This window comes from Stakelama sediminis, from assembly GCF_014199335.1.
Lineage (GTDB): Bacteria > Pseudomonadota > Alphaproteobacteria > Sphingomonadales > Sphingomonadaceae > Sphingomonas > Sphingomonas sediminis.
Genome location: NZ_JACIJI010000006.1, coordinates 127,196 through 147,247, shown reverse-complemented (window position 1 = coordinate 147,247; position 20,052 = coordinate 127,196). Strand labels below are relative to the sequence as shown.

Genomic DNA, 20,052 nt, shown 5'->3' with positions numbered 1-20,052 from the left:
ACCCGAGGCTCCTATTCTGCCGCGTTCGCGGGAGGTGCGGCGTCGGCCGCCCTGGCGTCGCCGAAGAAGCGACGGCGATTGGCCTCCCACGCCGCACGGCAGCCGGCCTCGTCGGTGCCCGCTTCGAGCGAACGGCAGCGGCTGAGTTCGACCGACAAGGCGTCCCGGGGATTTGCAGAAGGCGCCGTGTCGTCCTCGACGACGGCATAGTGCGCCGCCGACTCCACCAGCGTGTGCCGTGCCAGCACCGCCGCGAACCCGACGACGCCCACCGCTCCAGCAATGGCGAGGGTTCGCCACCCGAAACGCCGCGGCGGGGCCGCGTCCTCCCTTTCCGGCTCGCCAGTCATTGGAACAGCGTCACGTTCTGGCTGACGTAACCGGAGCCGGCTGCCAGAAACCGCCTGGTCTGCTCGCGTCCCTGCGCTTCGTCAGCGGCCGCGCGCGCGGCGGCGATGCTCGCGGCGCGGTTCTGCGCCGCCATCAGGGCGGTGAGGTCCGCGATCTGGCGCGTCTGCAGCGCCACCAGCTGATTGCCCGCCTGGGCTGCCTGCAGCGCGCCGGTGGCGTTCTGGCTCGCGGTCACCAGGGTCTGGGTCTGCGCGCGCGTATCGCCCAGATTGGTGATGATCGTCGCCTGCGTCTCGAGCGAGTCCTGGAAAGCGCCGACGGCATCCTGCCAGCGCGTGTCGGCATCGGCGACAAGCTGCTGCGACGACGTTCCGGCGAGCGACCCGGTCGGATAGCGCGCCTGGAACACCTTATCGATATTCTGGACGTTGTAGGCGATCTGGCGGGCCTGCGCGATCAGCGCCTGGGTCCGGGCCAGCGACTGCTGGATCCCCGAGAGCGCGTTGGTCGGAAGCGAGGCGAGATTGCGCGCCTGATTGATCAGGCTCTGCGCCTGGTTCTGCAATGACGTGATCTGGTTGTTGATCTGCTGCAGGCTGCGGGCGGCGGTCAGCACGTTCTGCGCATAGTTGCTGGGATCGAAGACGATCCCGCCGAACTGCGCACTGGCCGGCGTTGCAACCACCATGCCCAGCATGCAGGCACCGAGCAGCAACGAACGAGATAGGCGAAATCGGGTCATGCCAAAGTCTCCTGGGGTTCGAGGGAGGAAAGAGGATCGGAAGCGACGAGGTCGGCCGCCCAGCCAAGGCCGCGATGGCGGAGCCAGCTCTCGGCGAAGCGCGCAGGGCCATCGCGCGCGAGGAGCGCGCCGATCGCATTGAGGTCGGACCGGGACGAGGCGGCGGCGAAAGCGAGCGCCAGCGGGCCGAGGCCGAGATCGAACAGGCGGTTGCCGAGCGCCGACTGGCAATAATAGTCGCGCTTGGGGGTGGCCGAGGCGATGATCTCGATCTGCCGGTCGTTGAGCCCGAAGCGGCGGTAGATTTGCCGGATCTGTGGTTCGAGCGCGCGTTCGTTGGCGAGGAACAGCCGGTTTGGGCAGCTCTCGATGATCGCGGGCGCGATTGCGCTGCCTTCTATGTCGGCCAAGCTTTGCGTTGCGAACACGACGCTCGCATTCTTCTTGCGCAGCGTCTTCAGCCACTCCTTTAGCTGGCGTCCGAACAGCGGATCGTCGAGCGCGAGCCAGCCCTCGTCGATCAGGATCAGGGTCGGCCGCCCATCGAGGCGCCGGCCGATCCGGTGGAAGAGGTAGGCAAGCACCGCGGGCGCCGCCTGTGTGCCCACGAGCCCCTCGGTCTCGAAAGCCTGGACCTCCCCGGTCCCGAAACTTTCCGCATCAGCATCGAGGAGCCGGCCATAGGGACCGTCGAGCGTATAGGGCGCGAGCGCACGCTTGAGCCCTGAGGCCTGGATGAGGACGGCGAGCCCCGTCAGCGAGCGTTGCTGGACCGGCGCATCGGCAAGGCTGCCGAGCGCCGTCCAGAGATGCTCCTTCACTTCCGGCGTGATCGCGAAATCCTCGCGCCCCAGGATCGCGCCGAGCCAGTCGGCGGCCCAGGCGCGCTCGTCGGGCGCGTCGATCTTTGCCAGCGGCTGGAGCGCCACCGGCGCGGCATTGCCGCCAAGGGCACCACCGAGATCATGCCATTCACCGCCCATGCCCAAGGTCGCCGCGCGGATCGAACCGCCATGGTCGAAGGCGAAGATCTGGGCGTTCCGGTAGCGCCGGAACTGTAGGGCCATGAAGGCGAGCAGCACGCTCTTGCCCGACCCGGTCGGCCCGATCACCAGCGTATGCCCGACATCGCCAACATGCAGCGAGAAACGAAACGGGGTCGAGCCCTGCGTGCGCGCATGGAACAGCGGGGGTGCCCGGAAATGCGCGTCACTCTCCTGTCCGGCCCAGACCGCAGACACCGGCATGATGTGCGCCAGGTTGATCGTCGATACCGGGGGTTGGCGCACATTCGCATAGGGGTTGCCGGGGAGCGATCCCAGCCAGGCTTCGATCGCGTTCAAACTCTCGGCGATGCAGGCGAAGTCGCGGCCGCGTACGATCTTCTCGATCGCGGCAAGGCGCAGATCGGCTTCCTTGGGGCTATCGCCCAGGACCGTGATCGTCGTCGTGACATAGCAATAGCCGGCGACATCGGCGCCCAGGTCCTGCAGCGCCGCGTCGGCTTCGGCGGATTTGTTGGCGGCGTCGGTGTCGACCAGCACGCTCGCTTCGTTGGTCAGCACTTCCTTGACGATCGCGGCGAGGCTCTTGCGCTTCGCGAACCAGAGCCGGCGAATGCGCGTCAGCATGCGCTGGGCCTCGACCTTGTCGAGGCATATCGCCCGCGTTGTCCAGCGATAGGCGAAGCCGAGGCGATTGAGGTCGTCGAGCATCCCCGGCACCGTCGCCGCCGGAAAGCCGGTGACGGTGAGACAGCGCAGATGCTTGTCGCCCAGTTGCGGCGTGAGCCCGCCCACCAGCACTTCGTCGGCGAGCAGCGCGTCGAGGTGCATCGGCGTCTCGGGTACGGCGATCCGCTGCGCGTGCGTCGAAATGCAGGCGTGCAGATAGCTCAGCGTCTCGACGTCGCCCAGCCATTGGGCTTCGGGCATGACGCCTTCCACCTGATCGAGCAGGCGGCCGCTATCGCGCTCGAAATCGTCCAGATGGTCTGCGGCGGTGGCGATCCCTTCCGCGCCGCCCTCGTAGAGCATGGCGGATGCCCGGCTGCTGTCGTCGGCGGGCGGCAGCCATTGCAGCGTCAGATGATAGACGCTGGTGAAGTTGCCATCGCCGCCTTCGAACTGGTCGCGCCGTTCCTCGTCGATTAGCGCCGAGACCGGATCGGCGAAGCCGTCGGAGTCCGGATAGCTGGGCGAGGCCTTGCGCTGCGCATCGACATAGATCGCCCAGCCGGTGCCGAGCCGCTTCAGCGCGCTGTTCAATCGGGCCGAGGTCGCGATCAGTTCGGCCTGGGTCGCGCTGTCGAGATCGGGACCGCGGAAGCGGGCAACGCGCAGGAAGCTTCCGTCCTTATTGAGCACGATGCCGGGCGCGACCAGGGCGGCCCAGGGCAGGAAGTCGGCAAGCCGGGAGGCGCGGCGGGCATGTTCGCGTAAGAACATCATCGGATCAGCTTTCGAAGAGGGTGGGCAGCGCGATGTGGCGGCGCGCCACGGGAAGGATCTGCGGGTCGCGCCGCGCGGCGAAGACGGCGAGCGCGTGGCCGGCGATCGCCATCACCACACCGGCGACCCAGAGCCTCAGCCCAATGCCGATCGCCGCGGCGAGCGTGCCGTTGACGATCGCAAGCGCGCGCGGAGCGCCCGCAAGCAGGATCGGTTCGGCCAGCGCCCGGTGCACCGGCGCGGCGAAGCCGGGCAGGTCCTCCTGCATCAGACCAGCGCTCCGCCACCGAAGCTGAAGAAGCTCAAGAAGAAGGACGAAGCCGCGAACGCGATCGACAGGCCGAAGACGATCTGTACCAGCCGCCGAAACCCGCCCGAGGTGTCGCCGAAGGCGAGCGTCAGGCCGGTGATGACGATGATGATGACGCCGACGACCTTGGCGACCGGGCCCTGCACGGAATCGAGGATCGATTGCAGCGGCGTTTCCCAGGGCATTCCGGTGCCGCCCGCCCATGCGGGTGCGGACACGAGCATCAGGGCGGCAGCGAGAGCGGTGCGATGGAGGCGGCGAACTATTTTCATGAATGGGCTCCTTGGGCGATGTGAATGGGAAGAAGGCGGTAGCCGCCGTCGGGCTCGAGCCCCTCGACGCGGACCAGTTCGGAAAGGCGCCGCTCGGTGCCGCGGCCGCTGAGCACGGCGATGACGTCGATCGTCTCGGCGATCAGCGCGCGCGGGACATGCGCGATCGCTTCGAGGATCAGCTGTTCGAGCCGATGGAGGGCGGCACTTGCACTTCCGGCATGGATCGTGCCGATCCCGCCGGGGTGGCCGGTGCCCCAGGCCTTCAGAAGATCGAGCGCCTCGGGCCCGCGCACTTCGCCGACCGGAATGCGGTCTGGCCGCAAGCGCAGGCTCGACTTGACCAGATCGGTCATGGTGACACCGGGCGCGGTCCGCAGCGCCACGACGTTGGCGGCGTCGCACCGGAGTTCGCGCGTGTCTTCGATCAGGATGATGCGATCCCGGCTGTCCGACGCCACCGCGAGCAGTGCATTGGTAAGCGTGGTCTTGCCGGTCGAGGTGCCTCCGGCCACGAGGATATTGGCGCGGTTCTGTACCGCCTGGGCGAGATAGGCTGCGGCCGTAGCGGTCATCGTGCCGGCGGCGACATAGTCGGCGAGCGCCAGCGGCAGGCTGGCCGGACGGCGGATCGAGAAGACCGGCTCGGTCACCACCGGCGGCAACAGGCCCTCGAACCGCTCACCGCCTTCCGGCAATTCCGCCGAAACCCTCGGGGATCCGCGATGGACTTCCGCGCCGACATGGTGGGCGACGAGGCGAATGATCCGCTCGGCCTGGAGCGGTGAGAGACGTTCGCCCGTCTCGGCCAGACCGCTCCCTAGCCGGTCGATCCATAGCCGACCGTCGGCGTTGAGCATGATCTCGGCGATGTCGGCATCGTCGAGCCAGGCCGCGATCGAGGCTCCGAGCGCACTCTTCAGCATTGAGGTGCTGCGCGCCTGAACGATGGCCGAGGGCTGGGTCACTGATACCGTCTCCGTTGGTCGAATGCCGCGCGTCGCGGCGTCGGAGACAGGTAAAGAATGCCAAATTCGGGTGGTTACAACAGCTTTATCCGCCCGTCGCATCGCCGGCGCCGTTCGGATATGAATAGGCAGCATCGCGCCCATGTGCAGACAATTGAGCGATGCCGACGTAGTCGATTACAACCGATACATCGATGTGCGATTCGCATACTTGTCAGGGACGTGCTCACTTGCACGGTAATGTCACGAACTAGGTGAATGATCCGCAGATAATACTATCCAACTACGGAGGGGCAGATGGCTATCGATTTGATCGTGCATCCCGGCGTCGACAGTGCCTTACTTGCGTGGCGCAGCCCCTTCATCGACGAATGTCGCGGCTTCGCGCTGCGTCGCAAGATCAAGCGCGCAGCGGGCAGCGCCATCAGTCCCAACACTGAATCTCCTCCCGATGCCCAGGGTTTCGTGCAGGAGATCGTTGCCAGTTGGGTAGGCTTTGCCGGCGGACCCGAGGTTCCCGAGGGCACGCGCAAACCCACCACCCAATGGCCGATCCAGAAATACCTGTGGTCCGATTTTGCCGTGAACCCCGGCGATGTCGTCGCCTATCAGGTCTCGGCGATGGTTGGCGCAGAGGCTGCGATGCAGGAATCTGCCAACGACCTGTCGGCGTGGAGCGATCCGGTCGAAATCGGTGCCGAGACCGACGGTCACACCAGTTGCTACTTCAACCGCGGGATCGTCGCGAGCCAATGGCTGGCTCGATCGCTGCCGGCCGAGGCACCGACGACAAAGCTGAAGAAAGCGATCGGCGACGTGGGCGATCCCATCCGCCGCTTCCTCGCCGGCCCGATACGCGACAAACTCGTCTCCCTGCTCACCGATGCGAAGACGAACGGCGGCCACGTTTATGCAGCCCTCTTTGAACTGGACGATCCCGAGCTCGTGCCCTTGCTGAAAGCGCTCAAGAAAAAGGCGCATCTCGTGCTCGGAAACGGGAGCGTGAAGAAGAAGGGGCAGGACGAGAATGCTGACGCTCGAACCGACCTGTCCGGCTGCGATGTCAAAGACCGCATGACCGCACCGCGCGCGCTTGCCCATAACAAGTTTCTGGTCATCTGCGATGCCAACAAAGGGCCGAAGGCGGTCTGGACCGGCAGCACCAATTGGACGACGACCGGACTTTGTACCCAAGCGAACAATGCGCTGCTGATCGAGAATTCCGCGCTCGCACAGTTCTATCTGGATCAGTGGAAGCTACTGGCATCCGACGGCGACGATTCTCCGCCGGCGCTGTACGACAGCAATGCCGAAGCTAAGAAGACGACCAAGGCCAAGAATACGATGGTGTGGTTCACGCCTATGCATGGGGGCATGGACCTCGACCAGGCGGGCGCGCTCATCGCTGGCGCTCAGGAGGGCATTCTCTTCGCCATGTTCAATCCAGGGCCACGGGGAACGCTGCTCAACGACATCATCGAACTCGCATCTCCGTCGAGCCCCACATACAAGCCCGACCTCTATATCCAGGGCGTTCTGAACCAGAACCCGGGAACGGTGAAGAACCCGGTCGTGCTGTTCAATCGCGGTGAGCGGATCGAAGCCAATTCCGACGTCGTGCTACCCGCCGCCATTCCGGGCAAATTCGCCTATTGGCAGAAGGAAGTGCTGAAACTCCCAACCGCCCATGCGATGGTCCACGACAAGATCGTCATCGTCGACCCCTATGGCGCGAACCCCGTCGTAATGACCGGCTCACACAACATGGGACCGAAGGCCAGCGGGGTGAATGACGAGAATCTAGTGATCATCGCCGGCAATCGCGATCTGGCGAGCCAGTATGCGGGCAAGATCATGGAGATTTACGCGCAGTATCGCTGGCGAGAGTCGGTCCAGAAGCAAGGTGGGAAGCCGAAATGGGCTGGCCTTGCCGACGATGACGGCTGGCAGATCAAGGCTCCTGGCAACGCCTATGACAAGCGGCGTTTGCGCGAGCTCGACTTCTGGTTCGGGTCTAATGCATCGGGTTGATATTCCCTTTGTGGCCAACGACCCCCTTCCGACGATCGCTGCCTTACCGGTCGGCTACCCATCGCCACCACCGTAAAATATTGATTGGAACAGAAAATTGTCGGCAATCAGCAAACCTGTATCATCAGAGCGGATCACGTCCAACGGCAGTAGACAACAGGAAGGCGCTGCACGTCAGAGGTTTAGCGGCCTTACTCTGTCAGCGGTCGGACGATAGCAATGCCATCGACAGTCACCAAACGGCGCCTCGGGGCATTGCTAATCCACCCACGCGGCGACCACATGGGCAATCTGTTCTGGCCGGGCATGCTGCCCGCCGACCTCTCAACCGCCTTGTCGGCGGGGATCACTGCCGTGACGACGCAAGGCTATTGGGCGAGTCCTTTTCCCGAGGGCGATGGCGTCACGTTCAAGAAATATGGCGATGGCGGGTATGACGCCGACGCGTGCCTCGCAGATTTCCGAGCCGCGTTCGACTTCTTGGAAATCGAGGAACTCGATCCGGCGGAAGGGCAAGCCAGCGCTCTCGCCCGGCTAGCTGTCGACCGTATGGTCACCTGCACCTATCTCGTACCGGTTGAGGGCCTGCGCCTGGAAAATCACTTTGCTCTTGGCGACACACGCTTCCATGCGCCGGTCGATGGAGAGGACAATCGACTTGCCGACCACGCGTGGCAATCGCTTTGCGATGTGCCCGGTGCAGATGTGGATTCAGATTGGAAACCGGGCCAGGAAGCCTGCGGTACCACCGAGCTGCTCAGTCATCCGCTGATAGAGCGGACGATCGAGGTCCCACTATCGGTGTTCTACGGGGCCGAAGCTTCATTCGATAGTCAGTCCCAGCTTCTGCGACTAGTGATGGAAGACGCTGATCATGCGCTCGACCCGATCCGCTACGATCTCTGCCACTATCGACGCCTTGAATATCTGCCGGCGAAGCCTGGCTGGATCAGCGAGACGGCACTTGCTTATGTTATGCCGGTCAGCCGCGCATTGAAGGCCCGGTTGCTGCAAGGCAAGCCTTATGTCTTGCGGGTTTCGAACAATTGGCTGGGCCTGGAAGTCGACCAAGGCAGTCTCTCCTGGGCGGAACCGCTCGCCAATATGGTCGTCGACAACAAAAGCGGCGATGAAATCACGCTCGCGCTCAAGGCAGCGCTTCGCGCTTTCAACCGTGCCTTCTATCTGGTCGAACTCGAAGCCTCGTTCCTTCATCTGGTTTATGCGATCGACGCTTTGTGCGAGCCCGACAGGCTGCGCGGGGATCGGCATCGCCTGTGGGTCAGCGCCTTTGGGTCCGCCGGGAACTCGGGCCGCTTTGCTAAGCTACTTGACGATTTCGATCGCCATTACGGCGTGCGCAATCGCATCGTCCACGAGGGCGCGACGTTCGCTGGACTCGGTCTCGAAGGTGAAGCGCAGTGCCAGTTCATGCAGGGGTTTCTCGGCGCATGCATTCAAACGTTTGTGCGCGAGGCGTTCTGCACGCGCCGCGAAGCAGCGGACTATGCCTACAAATTCCTGACCTCCCCGACTGTCACACCGCATCTGGCAGCGATGACGTCGACCCATTTCAAATTGCCCCTCGCGTCCGACAAAGGATTTCGCGAGCATATTCAGGAATAGTGACTGCGGATCACGACCTATATTGTTCCGACGCGGCCCGTGTTACCTCGGCGTATGGCCGGGGGAATCACATCGTCTAAGATCGTCAGTGCACTCGCCCGGTTTACCGGACCAAACCTCACTGCAACACTCTCCCGTCTCGAAGCGGCGGTGCAGGGCGTGACCGCGAACGATTGTCAGCTGTTCCTCGACGGGGTGGATGCCGGTCGCGAAGCGCTGAGCGCGGCTGCCGAGCTTAAACGCCAGGCCGGCCAGATCAACGTGACGATCCATGCGCTCGGCATCTTGCTGTGCCTTCCGCACCTGCTCAAGCCCGGAGAACGTGTCGAATATGTATCGCTTGGCGCCGGGAACACCGGCCGCGCCTTTGACTTGGAGACCAATTTCCGGGTCGCCGAGTTCAAGTTCATCAATTGGCGCGGCGGCTCGGAGGCGATCAGGCAGAACGGCGTCTTCAAAGATTATCTGCTGCTGGCGCTGAGTCCGACTGCCAAGAGCAAGCATCTTTACCTGCTGGGAACCGATCACGCTGTTAAATTCCTGCGGGGCCGCCGGGCGCTCAGCAGCATCCTGAGTCGAAACGACAAGCTGCAGCGCACGTTCGCCGAGCGCTTCGGTGACGCCTATCATACAGTCGGGGACTATTATGCAGACCATGGCGATGCAGTCCGGATTGAAGACGTATCACTTTGGCTATCCGATCTCGCCGAAGGTCTCGTGGCCGAACCCGAGCGATGAGCATGGGGGGCATGTTATGCAAGATTCGCTCGACCGGAGGGATCGCAGCCTTTGACGGTTTCGCTCAAGGATCAGCTGCCGCGCGTCTTTCAGGCTAACCTCGCACGCTTGTACGAGCGGTTGATCCTGCCGGTCATGGACAGCATGCCATACCACGGCGCATTGGACTTCGGCGAAGCCACGACCCTCGATCAGTTTCTCGATCGAGCCAAAGCCCAGGTCGACAACTATACGGGTGACGAAGCGGCCAAAGCGTTCGTGTTGACGCCCGCTGCCCTGTTCGAGCGCCAGTTGAGCATCTGGGCGCGGACGATCCAGGACGCGGGTGTCGCCGACATGACCAAGCTACGGGGATATGAACCACTGCTGGCAGACTGCGCGAAGGTGGCCGGAATCGAACTCGTGAGCGGTGGTCTGGGCGATGACCTGATTCAGATTTCGTCGTCGCCAATGTCGTTCGCCATGGCGAGGGCCAATCCTGCAATCGGTTGCGAGCATTGGCGCCCCAATTGTGGGACGATACCGCGACGGACTATTTTGACCTTTTACCAGGCGCCCATATTCCAAGCGAGCACCTGCGTATTCGAAAGGGCGACCTTATCCGCTACATTAGGGCAACGACCCGGTTCTGGGGGCTCGCAGATTCTCAGCCAATGGCGGTCACCGATCCGCCCTATTGGAATGAATGATCGTGTCGGCAATCGGCGGAATGATGTTCAACCCGTCACTCTTTGATGAGGCGACGAACGTCGTTGGGGGAAATGGATGATGGCCGACCGGACCTTGCCTAAGCGCCTCTACAAATATCGCGGCTTCAGCAATCTGACGCTTGGAATGCTGGTCGAAGACACCGTCTACTTCGCCGATCCATCGACGTTCAATGATCCGCTCGACACAAAAGCTGTGCTCGATACCGACATTGCCGCAGATGCTCTTGAGGCGATCCTCTCACAAATGATTGAGGCGCGCACGCAGGCCGAGATGTCGGCCGCGGCGAAGACGATCCGCTACCGTGGGCCAAAGACGCTCGACCATATCGCGCGGCAAAGCCGCAAGGCAGCCGAACGTCTCCTGCTCGATATTCGCTACAACGCGACAGATCCCGATTACGAGATGGAGGATCCGGAGCGGTTCCTGCTCGGGCAATATGTCCAAGAGGAGCTGCTGCGGCGTTACGACAAGGGCGTTTATTCCCTCGCCGAACGCGTCAACTGCCCATTGATGTGGAGCCATTATGGCGACCAACATCGTGGGCTCTGCCTCGGCTATTCCGTTCCTGAAGCGTCAACAGGCAATGTCGAGAAAATCCGATATGGCGGCAGCCGGCTCGTCAAGGCGAGTGATGTTTCGGCTATGATGGCTGGGCAGGAGCCTGCTCGCCGTCGCGTCGATGAAGCGGTTCTGCTCAAGAAGGCCAAACCTTGGGCCTATGAGCGCGAATGGCGCCTGATTGGCCCGCGCGGCCAACGCAATTCGCCACTAGAACTTGAGGAAGTGGTGTTCGGCATGCGCTGCCCAACGGCGGTCAGGTTTGCGGTGGTAAAGGCAATGGAAAACCGCGATCGGCCAGTGAGCTTCTTCGAGATCCGCGAGCAATGGGGCCAGTTCCTTCTCGTAAAGCGCGCGGTCGACTTGGACGAACTGAAGGTAAGTCTGCCGCGGCGCCATCGTTCGTTCGACCACATATTCGCCGATCGCGATAACGGCGATCCGCCACGACCGAAGGAAGAAAATCCGACCCACGGCTGACGGCGAGGCGTGACTGCCTTGTCGCAATGCGATTGCCAAGGCACTATTTGGTATGGCCAAAACCGACGAGTGACTCCAGCCAACCACTTCCACGATCAAAAAGTTGTTCGCCTGGAGCGGCAACCAATGCGCCATGCCCGACTGCAAGAACGAGCTTGTTGACGATGGCGGGACAATGCTGGGCAAGATTGCCCATATTCACGCAGCCAACGGCGGAGGTGCGCGCTTCGATGCGAGTCTCGATGAAGAAGCTCGCCGTGCGTTCGAGAACTTATTTCTCGTCTGCGGTCCGCACCATGACATTATCGACGATCTGAACCGGGAGGCCGAGTTTCCTGCCGAGTTGCTGCGGGATTACAAGCGGCGGCATGAAACCCGCTTCCAACGGGCCGAGCATGAATTTCTCGAGCGCTACACAGACAAGACACGTGACGCGACACCGATCTATCCGGTGACCCTCGACGCTCTGGCAGACGCGCTGGAGATCGAAGAAATACGCAACTGTCCCGACGACATCGCAGGTATCACCGAATTCGTCGACAAACTGGCCCGGCTGCCGCGGGCCACGCGCACCTTCGCAATCGAGCTGGCGGCCCGCATGCGCGATCATGGCGGCAATAATCGGCTTCCGGTGGATGATGTCGAGGAAGCGTTCGAAATCAGCCTGGCGGACTTAAAGCGACAGCTCGACATACTAGAGCATCACAATCTGGGGGACGCGGACGATCATTTCGGCCAGTGGGTTGCTCGGCTCTATGAACGAGACCCGGGCGGCAATCCATTCATCGAAATATTGGAGTTTTGTGAAGCGACCGGCCGCAGCCCGGAAGAGCTGTTGTTCGAACTGAACTTCGCACTTTATGACCGGCTGGAATGACCGGTCTTCATTGGACGAGCCAATCATCGATTTGCATCAGACGTAGAATTTGAACGGCTGTTTCTCCTGGCCTTTTGCCGAACCCATCGTCAGCACGTCGCCCACCATGCGCGCGAAGCGCACCGTGACGGGCAGCCCGTCATTGAAGTTGCAGCTGTTATAGTTGATCTTCGTGAGGCCCATGATGTCTTCCAGCACGACGCGGATGGCGGGTCGCTCATATTTGCTCCGCATCACCGTGATGTGCAGCGGGTTCGGCGTTTCTGGGCCAATATACGTGTCCAGCTGCGGCACGTATCCGGTCGTCCACAAATAGGCGACATGATCGTCGAGGAGCATCGCAGTGCCGCGAAGCACCGGGTAGTCGCCATCCCGAAATAGCTTGGTCTCGCCGCCAGTTGTGCGGATCCGCACGCCGACGACATTAGTACTCTTGGGCGCAGCTTCGCAAAAGGCGCGCCACTCCTCGTCGTTGAAATAGGTCTGGCCGTGAATGAAGAGCTCCTTCGGCGGTTCGCCGTGCATCTCCTTGTAAGTCGCCAGCACGAGCTTCAGCAGATTTTTGGCGGCGGCCTTTTTCAGGTGGAATTCGTGATCACCCGTCTTCCACGGACCGTTCGCACCGCGAAAAACGACGCCGTCGCCCTCGTTGAGAAACATCTGCGCGGCGCAACAGGCATGGCCATTGGGGTCGTCGGGCAGGCTCTTGTAGACCATCCCGATATAGCAGACACCCGGCCGCACCGACCCTAGCCGCCAGGGCGGCTTGGGTTGTGTCTTGTAGTAGAGCCCGGTCGCGAGGTTCCACACGAGTGTCGCCGCATCCTGCGTTTTGCGAACCGGATAGCCTGCCTTATTCAGGAAGGCATTCGGCGCCAGCGTTGTTTCGCGCACGAGCTGGGTCGGCGCGATCGCGAGGAACTCAGCCTTGATACGCCGGTGGAAGTCCGGGACATCATTGAATATGTCCTCATTGCTTTGGTCAATAACGCCGGCGAGCAACGGCAGGCTGGCCTTCGCCTTCTGGCGCCGTCCGAACTCACCTGCCTCCATGGCTAGGCCGGTCCGCTTCGAACCGGGACGGCATCGCTCGTAAACAATCTCTGGGAGTACCAGCACCCAAATATCGACTGCTCCCTCCTCGTTCTTGAGGTGCTTGCGGACGCGATCGATGTAGAGGCGTGCGACCTTATCGACCGCCTCGTTGAGATTCTCGATTCGCGTCGCGCGGTCGATGTCGGCGAGCTGCAGCGACAAGGTGCTGATCTCGTCAGGGTCAAAGCTGATCCCAAATGTCTCTTCCAGGCCAGGGAAGTTCGCGAGATGCAATCGGTCCTTCTTTTCGGCCTTTCCCGGCGGCGGGACCGCCACGACCTGCATGATGCTGCGTGCCCAGTTTCGGAAGTGGGCAATACCGTCAGTCGTGCCGATCACGCCGACGCGGATTTCACGGGACTTCTTTCCTTTGGAATGCGGGCCATAGAGAAACAGCCCGTCCTTGGGATGGGGGCTGCGCTCACCAAAGGCAAACTCGAGCGCGGGTTCGTGCAGATGATCAACAACAAGCGATTGTTCTGGGAATTTCACGCCTCCGTCTCCTCATCGTCACTTTCCGGCCGACCAAGCGTGCTTACGTCAGTTTCCTCGTCATCCGCGTCAGTAACGTCGGGCAGCATTGTGCTGACGGGCGAGGTAAACAGAATTGGCGAAGCGTCGACCACGAGGTCTCGCTCGGCCGAAAGACGCAGTCGGATATAGGCGCTGTCGCCCGACAGCATCTCCAGGAATGCAAGCATGCGGCCATGCCACTGCTTGTTGCGCCAGCCCTTGCAAATCGATCGCCTCAGCTTGTGCATCTTCTTCGGGTCGTCGATTGCGAGCCCTTCAGCCGTGCCATTATCCGCAGCAAACAGGACGCGCGCTTTCAATTTCAGGTGCCAGAACGGCCATGTCGCAGGGAGCGCGGTCACACCATATTGCCAGATATGGCCCTTGGCGATGTTGCGCAGCATGGACGAGCGCCGGTCTCCTTGCTTCCCCCAAGGAATGCGTGTGCCTGTTGGTGCGAGCGCAGGCGATGCGTGGAAACCGAGACTGTTCGAGTAGGAATATTCGATCAAGCCCCTGATTCTGCAGAAGTCGAACCACGCCTCTTTAATCATGACAATCAGGAGGTTCGACGCGACCTGCCGCTCGATGCCAAGCTCTGGAACGCCCTCTTCGAGAAAGGTAAGGACCGGCATACTTCGCTCGAGACGAAATCGTCCAATCTCTTCGAACGCTTCGTCGATTTCCCCTTGGCTTGCGAAGCTCAGGAAGCCGCGGCCCTGGATCGCTGTGGGATAGGGGTAACGGGCAAACGCGCGTTTGAGTTGATCCGGGTCCGAAGCACCTCGCGGTTCATAGTAATTGATCTCATCAGGTGCTTCGGTGATTCGCAGCCAGTTGGACGTCAACCGCTCGGGCTGGTCGATGAGCGGCACCGCACCCCGCCTACGGAATAGCTCCCAATTGGGATTGATCGATGCGGCGTGAGGGTTCCGCGGAACTTTTTGCCGGCGGAGAGCATCGAGGAGCGACATCAGCCCTTCGCCCCAGCCGCGAACAAAATCGATAGCGACCGTGTCGCCGATACCTTTCACCTTGCGGCCCGCTTCCAGGCGCAGGGGTAGGATAAAGCGCTGGTCGCTACGCCGATTAGCGACATCGATCGCGATGTCGATGTCATCCTGAACCAATGGATCGGCGAGGGTGGCATCGCGGCTGACGAGCAAAACTTTGGCCGCCCGATGCTCTAGCGCCTGGTTGATCTCGCGCCGCCAACGATCACCCGGTTCAAGCGTAAGCACGTCAGCAAAGACATGATAGCCTTCGGCTTCGAGCTTTGGCGCGAGCCAGAGCGCGAACTCATCGTCAATTGGAGACGATTTGATGATGAACACTGTGTCGCGCTCGGCCTGCTCAACAGCAGTCGCCGCGGTCGCTGAGGGCAGCAAAGTGGCCAACATGGGCGGGACCGGCGCTGGTTTCGGAATCGCGTCTGCGATCGCGTCGGTAATCATTGTCTTGAGAACCGCGCCGCTTTGCTGCCAGAGCTTCGGGTGGGATGCTTCAACCTGGGGAAACTTGCGCAGTAGGGCATTCATGTCTTCGAGCCCAAATATGTCCCCGGAAGATTTGAGGGCTGGCCCGATCTCGGCGGCTAGCTTGGTCTTGTTGGCGGGCGTTAGCGCAACCGATGTTGCCAAGAGATACCGCTTGCAATTCAGGGCATCGATGGAGCTCCGCTCCTGCTTCATCTTTGCCTTCAATTTCGAAAAGCCGGACCGTCGATAGTGCTTCGCCTGCAGAATTACAGCGCCGTCCGCTGCAGCGTGACGCCCGTCCATCCCATCGTCGGGTCCGTCGGTGAAAGCTTCGAAACGAATCCCCAATTCCTGGCCGAGCAAATCCCGGGTCAGATCTTCGAATTCCGAGGGTGAGAGAGGGGAGAAATCATGAGCCATGTTCCTTGCTTGTCCGCGAGCACACATTAGGGGTCAAGCGAACAATTCAAGAACTAGACATACTGAAGGACAGGAATTCGTCCACTTCAGAAAGCTTTCCATGAAGCGGTCGTAAAGGTGGTCGGTCAGCTGCATCCGGCCGGGAAGAGTGGCGAAGACGCGATCGACGTGCTTATCCCAGACCGAAAGCTTTCCGTCATTGTCCGCGAAGAGACGCAGATGGAATTGCGGAACATAGTGATGAGGCTTGGGCGCGCTCACAGGATCATGCCACCGCCTGCGTCCAGCCAGGCCGCTACTCCCCCTATCGGTTCAAAAAGCGGGTCGATTATCGTCATCGTCGTCGCCGCGAAGCCAGGCGCCGAGATCCACATCGGGAACGACGCTGAGATCGACATCGATTTCTCGGCCGTCGTCGTTCCAATCGTCGCCATACCAGCTGCTGGTATCGACGCCGGATACGACTTCTGCCTGCGACAGATCGCGCGGATCGTCGAGCGGTACGTCGAACAGGCATTCGAACGGAAAACTGTCGTCGAGTTCGGCACCATCGCCTCGTCTGAGATCGCCGTTCGATCCGAATTGCAACGTCACCGAGACGCTGCCCGACGCACGATAGCGGACCATCTGAGGACCGATCGCTGCGACTTCGGTCTTGTCGGTATAGATCTCCTCGATCGTATGATGGCTTGCGAGCTCGTCGATCGACTGGATGGTTTCGCTGAGAAGGGAGTCGACCGCACCTTCGTCGAGCCCCTCAACCAGTGGCTCGATCAGTGCCGTGCGGCAATCATGATAGGCGTAGAGCAGTTCTTCCACGGCCGACACAGTCGCTTCGGCCTCGGCCTCCTGCTCTGAAGGATCGCGCACCAGCGTGTCGGCGCGGCCATGGACATGCTTGCTTAGACCATTGAATGCCTTGAGCAATCGTTTGCGCAGCGCATCTGGCGCGAGGCCGAGCTCGTCTTCCAGATAGCCATCGGTTAGTCCGCCCTGCAGCCAATATTGGATGCGCTGTGCGCGGACTGGCTTATCCTGCCCAACGATCGGGACATACCAGGGACACGCCTCAACGTCGGCATCGGGCGCGAGCGTTCCCATGACATGCTCGAACAACATACGGATCGCCGTCGAGAAAAGGTTGAGGCACAGCGGATTGGCGGCATCGCGAAGCACGCTGGCAGCACCCTCAATCGTGATGCGAAAGAAGTCATCGGGGGCAAGCGACCCCAGCGCCACGAGCCGGTCAGCCGGCGCTGGCACCGTGAATGGCTTGGGAGTGCCGTCCCCGTTGTCAGTCACAGAAGACCCCATTTTGCGCTCATGTGGTTACCCAGGTGTGTGTGAAGATGAGACTTTGGATATACCGCTCACCGTGCGGATGTCGTCCAGATGAACTTGCGTGAAGCGCACTCTGACGCTTTCGCCGGCGAGGGTTATGTCGATTTCCGGCGAAATCGCCAGCGACAGCGCGGCGCGCAGGTCGCCATCTGAAACGGGATTGGCATAGCGCCACTTCGCCGCGCAGGTCGGACACATCGCCAGGTGATTTTCGGCTTGTTCGGTGGGCAAGGACTCTACCAACTCGCACGCTTCAAAATAGGGCGAACCATCCGGAAGGTTGAACGGCATCTTCTCATGGCACCCCTGGCAAATCATGTCGCCAAGTGGATTGGTATAATGATCTTCCAGATAAGTGCGGGCCAGAGCCTTGCTCTCGCCACTGCTCACCCGAACGCTACGCTCGCGGACTTCATAGGTTTTGCTGGGTGCTGACCTAGCTCGCGCCGCCAATCGTTCAGCTCGGCGTCCCGGGCTGCCAGATTCGCGCTCGGGAAACGCCACCCGCTCGTAAGATCGGCTAGCGATCTTGCGCAGAACATCAGCATTGAGTTCAGCAAGCGCTTCAGGCGGCAGGCCGCTCAACTGATCGACGAGAGCGGGGTCGAGCCCGATCAACTCGCCAGCCTTGCGCCGCGCCTTATGCTGCTCGCTGCGCTGCCGATGTTCCTCGCCAAGGCCGATCGCCTGCAGCCACGCCTCGTTACCGCCGACATTGAACCCCTTGGCGAGATCCCCGGCCGTGATCGTCCTGGGTATCCGAAGCCCGCCGTCCTTGGTCGGAATCCAAGCGGTATCGCGCAACACCAGCGCGAGGCTGGAGGGGCGCTGATTGGCCGCACGCGACTGGTTCGGTGAGTAGCTCGCGGTCATCGCCTTGGCGCCAACAGCGCTGACCGCGTCCCACACAAGCCGGGAAACTTCCGCATCGTCTCGCGCCAGAAGCTCGGTGAGTTCGTCGATTTGATAGTCAATGTTGATCCCGGACCCGGTGTTGCGCGTCGCTCCGAAGCCCGAATGCAATTCGCTCCAGTGGGGATGCTCATAGGGGATGCCCGAATACATCACCGATAAGCTGTCTTCGACCCCGCAGGCGGTCAGGAACGCCAGCAGATCCTTGCGGGGAAGCTTGGCATATCCCTCCCAGAGCGCTGCCCGTTCCCGACCCTCGATCGAGCCGTCATAAACCTTGTTGAGCGCCGATTTCAGGAATGGTTCGCCGAAATAGACGGCATCCGCATCATGATAGGCGGCGTCCGATCCGGCACGAATGAACTCCACGCCAGCGAACATCGCGATGTCGCCATGCTCTTTCCACCACCGGATGAACCGCCGCATATGCTGGAGATGGCGCTCGCGGTTGGGGCGCGCACCGTCACCCTTATATTGTGTGCGGATGATCGCCGCGAGATACGCCTTCTCGTCAACGTCTTTCACACCGATACGGCGCAGGAATTGCTCGACATCCTTCCCGCGCCCCCGGCCAAGTCGCACGAGGCTCTTCTTCACCAGGAAGAGGTCGCACTGTTCGGCCTCGGGATCGAGTTCGCTATCCGTTGGTGACAGTACCGCAAAGGTTGGCGAGTGCCGACCACCGCTTTCCAGTCGGATGAACTTGAGCCCCGAAATCGAAACCGATCGCTTCTGGGCCTTCAGCGCTGCGTCGAGCGCGAGATAGAAACGCTGCGCCGCTTCGTCCTCAAGACCATCGAACCAGCCGACCGCGAGCTTACGTGCGTCGGCCTCGGACTGATACAGCATCGTCTGCTGGCCGAAAGCCCGCTGGAACGCGGCGAAGAACTTGCCGTGGTCCCAGTCCTCGATCTTGAGCGTCGAAACCAGGTTCTCGGATCGGCTATTGCGCAGGCCGGGTGTGATCCAACGCCGATCCGCCAGGCCGGCGAAGCGGTTCAGTCCATCGTCGCCCAGCAGGTCGCGCAGTTCGGCCGGGCCGCGGATCGCCGCAGGCGCCGTGACGAAGCCGCCCTCGCTCGCGGGGATTAGAGCCTCGGTCTGAAATCTTTCCGCGATCGCCGTGAGGATCGGAACGAACACCGGCGGCAACTCGTCCATGCTGTTCGGAAGTAGGTCGAGCACGCCCCGCTTGAGCATGCCGCGATCGCGCAGCCCCGGAAGCGTATCGGCAACCATATCGCCGATTGCTTCGATCAATTCGGCATTCCAGTCATCGTCGAGCTTGATGTTGGCGCGGTTGTCCGTGAGCTGAAACGGGCCGTGGACGATGAAGTGCAGGCCGGTGTTTTCCTGCGTCTCGAAGAACACCCTCAATCGGGTCGGCGCGTCTTCGGGCACCAGATCGCCACCATCGTTGAGACGCAGCGCGGCCTTCACCTCATATTGCTTGCGATCCTCCCGGCTCTCGACCGGGCGCGACACGATGAGATAACGATCGCGCCGGTCAGTTCCGTCCGGCAAGCGCGATCGGATCGATCGGATGGCGCCATCGCCATCGGAAACCTCGGCACGTCCACGCGCGTCGCCATCCACCCATTCGAGCCGTTTGACCCGCTCGAGGAAAAGAAGTGCGGCCGCACCTGAAGAGGCAAGCCCATCACGCGCGCGCGTCACCGCCAAATCGGCGCGATCCGCCCGCAGCGGCAGCACGATCTGCGTGGTGTCGTCACCATGCGCCGTATCGATCAGCTTGGGGACCACCAAGTCCTCGATCGCGAAGGCGAGCGCCGCGCCCTCGATCCTCGAATGCACCTCAGGGCGTTCGGTGACGACATAGACCGATTTGAAACCGATGCCGAAGCAGCCGATCTTGTGGCCATCGTCCAGTTTGGTCGTATTGCCGATGCCGGTGATGCCTTCGATGTCATCGCGATCGAATGGCCGCCCGTCATGCTCGAAGACGATGCGATCGCTCTCCAGCGTGAACCGCACCCAGGATGCGCCGGCGTCTTCCGCGTTCTGCAGCAACTCGAAGATGAAGTGGCTCGGATCGGCATATTTCTCGACCGTCGCGTTCCAGATGCCCCGGTCGAAATTGTTTTCGTGGTTGGCGTTCACCCAGCGCTCGCGCCGCGCGCGAAGCGCTCCCAGCCAGTCGAGAAATGTGGTGCTCATA

17 protein-coding genes are annotated in these 20,052 nt (G+C 61.7%); 6 read left to right on the top strand and 11 right to left on the bottom strand.

The window, feature by feature from the left end:
• Positions 1-11 precede the first annotated feature (11 nt).
• Genes trbK-alt through trbB form a run of 6 tightly spaced genes read right to left on the bottom strand, consistent with a single transcriptional unit; the run spans position 12 to position 5,051 of the window.
• Positions 12-350 (bottom strand): putative entry exclusion protein TrbK-alt, encoded by a 339-nt coding sequence (gene trbK-alt / locus FHR23_RS13975; RefSeq protein ID WP_184005212.1) that lies wholly within the window; start codon positions 348-350, stop codon positions 12-14.
• A complete protein-coding gene (gene trbJ / locus FHR23_RS13970) occupies positions 347-1,093 on the bottom strand; it encodes a P-type conjugative transfer protein TrbJ (protein WP_184005210.1) in 747 nt (248 codons plus the stop codon). Before trbJ ends, trbK-alt begins: the two co-directional genes overlap by 4 nt.
• The gene (trbE, locus tag FHR23_RS13965) at positions 1,090-3,543 is read right to left on the bottom strand and encodes a conjugal transfer protein TrbE (RefSeq protein ID WP_184005208.1); all 2,454 of its coding nucleotides are present in this window, start codon (positions 3,541-3,543) and stop codon (positions 1,090-1,092) included. The genes trbJ and trbE overlap by 4 nt, the downstream gene beginning before the upstream one ends.
• A 4-nt stretch (positions 3,544-3,547) precedes the next feature.
• Positions 3,548-3,811, bottom strand: a complete 264-nt coding sequence (locus FHR23_RS13960; RefSeq protein ID WP_184005206.1) for a VirB3 family type IV secretion system protein — start codon at positions 3,809-3,811, stop codon at positions 3,548-3,550.
• A complete protein-coding gene (locus FHR23_RS13955) occupies positions 3,811-4,125 on the bottom strand; it encodes a TrbC/VirB2 family type IV secretion system protein (protein ID WP_184005204.1) in 315 nt (104 codons plus the stop codon). Before FHR23_RS13955 ends, FHR23_RS13960 begins: the two co-directional genes overlap by 1 nt.
• Positions 4,122-5,051 carry a P-type conjugative transfer ATPase TrbB gene (gene trbB, locus FHR23_RS13950; RefSeq protein WP_184005287.1) on the bottom strand — a complete coding sequence of 310 codons (930 nt, stop codon included), beginning with the start codon at positions 5,049-5,051 and terminating at the stop codon, positions 4,122-4,124. Before trbB ends, FHR23_RS13955 begins: the two co-directional genes overlap by 4 nt.
• Before the next feature lie 339 nt (positions 5,052-5,390).
• Here trbB and FHR23_RS13945 point away from each other — a divergent pair, with 339 nt between their 5' ends.
• The 6 genes from FHR23_RS13945 (at position 5,391) to FHR23_RS13920 (ending at position 12,114) form a co-directional block, all read left to right on the top strand.
• A complete protein-coding gene (locus tag FHR23_RS13945) occupies positions 5,391-7,124 on the top strand; it encodes a phospholipase D-like domain-containing protein (protein ID WP_184005202.1) in 1,734 nt (577 codons plus the stop codon).
• A 282-nt stretch (positions 7,125-7,406) separates the two neighbouring features.
• Positions 7,407-8,750 carry a hypothetical protein gene (locus FHR23_RS13940; RefSeq protein WP_184005199.1) on the top strand — a complete coding sequence of 448 codons (1,344 nt, stop codon included), beginning with the start codon at positions 7,407-7,409 and terminating at the stop codon, positions 8,748-8,750.
• A 54-nt stretch (positions 8,751-8,804) separates the two neighbouring features.
• On the top strand, positions 8,805-9,488 hold the full coding sequence (locus tag FHR23_RS13935) for a hypothetical protein (RefSeq protein ID WP_221227543.1): 684 nt from the start codon (positions 8,805-8,807) through the stop codon (positions 9,486-9,488).
• Between the two features lie 51 nt (positions 9,489-9,539).
• Positions 9,540-10,223 carry a hypothetical protein gene (locus FHR23_RS13930; protein ID WP_246359903.1) on the top strand — a complete coding sequence of 228 codons (684 nt, stop codon included), beginning with the start codon at positions 9,540-9,542 and terminating at the stop codon, positions 10,221-10,223.
• 30 nt (positions 10,224-10,253) lie between these two features.
• Complete coding sequence (locus FHR23_RS13925) at positions 10,254-11,237, top strand: DUF2971 domain-containing protein (protein WP_246359902.1); 984 nt, start codon at positions 10,254-10,256, stop codon at positions 11,235-11,237.
• A 103-nt stretch (positions 11,238-11,340) separates the two neighbouring features.
• A complete protein-coding gene (locus FHR23_RS13920) occupies positions 11,341-12,114 on the top strand; it encodes a hypothetical protein (RefSeq protein ID WP_221227542.1) in 774 nt (257 codons plus the stop codon).
• 36 nt (positions 12,115-12,150) lie between these two features.
• On the opposite strand, the gene FHR23_RS13915 is transcribed toward FHR23_RS13920, so the two are convergent.
• The 5 genes from FHR23_RS13915 to FHR23_RS13895 are packed head-to-tail and all read right to left on the bottom strand — an operon-like array spanning position 12,151 to position 20,051.
• The gene (locus FHR23_RS13915) at positions 12,151-13,701 is read right to left on the bottom strand and encodes an argonaute/piwi family protein (RefSeq protein WP_184005194.1); all 1,551 of its coding nucleotides are present in this window, start codon (positions 13,699-13,701) and stop codon (positions 12,151-12,153) included.
• Positions 13,698-15,620: a TIR domain-containing protein gene (locus FHR23_RS13910; RefSeq protein ID WP_184005192.1), complete on the bottom strand. Its 1,923-nt coding sequence runs from the start codon at positions 15,618-15,620 to the stop codon at positions 13,698-13,700. Before FHR23_RS13910 ends, FHR23_RS13915 begins: the two co-directional genes overlap by 4 nt.
• Before the next feature lie 33 nt (positions 15,621-15,653).
• A complete protein-coding gene (locus FHR23_RS16825) occupies positions 15,654-15,881 on the bottom strand; it encodes a DUF4238 domain-containing protein (protein ID WP_184005190.1) in 228 nt (75 codons plus the stop codon).
• 51 nt (positions 15,882-15,932) lie between these two features.
• Positions 15,933-16,922: a pPIWI-associating nuclease domain-containing protein gene (locus tag FHR23_RS13900; protein WP_184005188.1), complete on the bottom strand. Its 990-nt coding sequence runs from the start codon at positions 16,920-16,922 to the stop codon at positions 15,933-15,935.
• 27 nt (positions 16,923-16,949) lie between these two features.
• On the bottom strand, positions 16,950-20,051 hold the full coding sequence (locus tag FHR23_RS13895) for a sacsin N-terminal ATP-binding-like domain-containing protein (protein ID WP_184005186.1): 3,102 nt from the start codon (positions 20,049-20,051) through the stop codon (positions 16,950-16,952).
• Position 20,052: the final 1 nt, after the last annotated feature.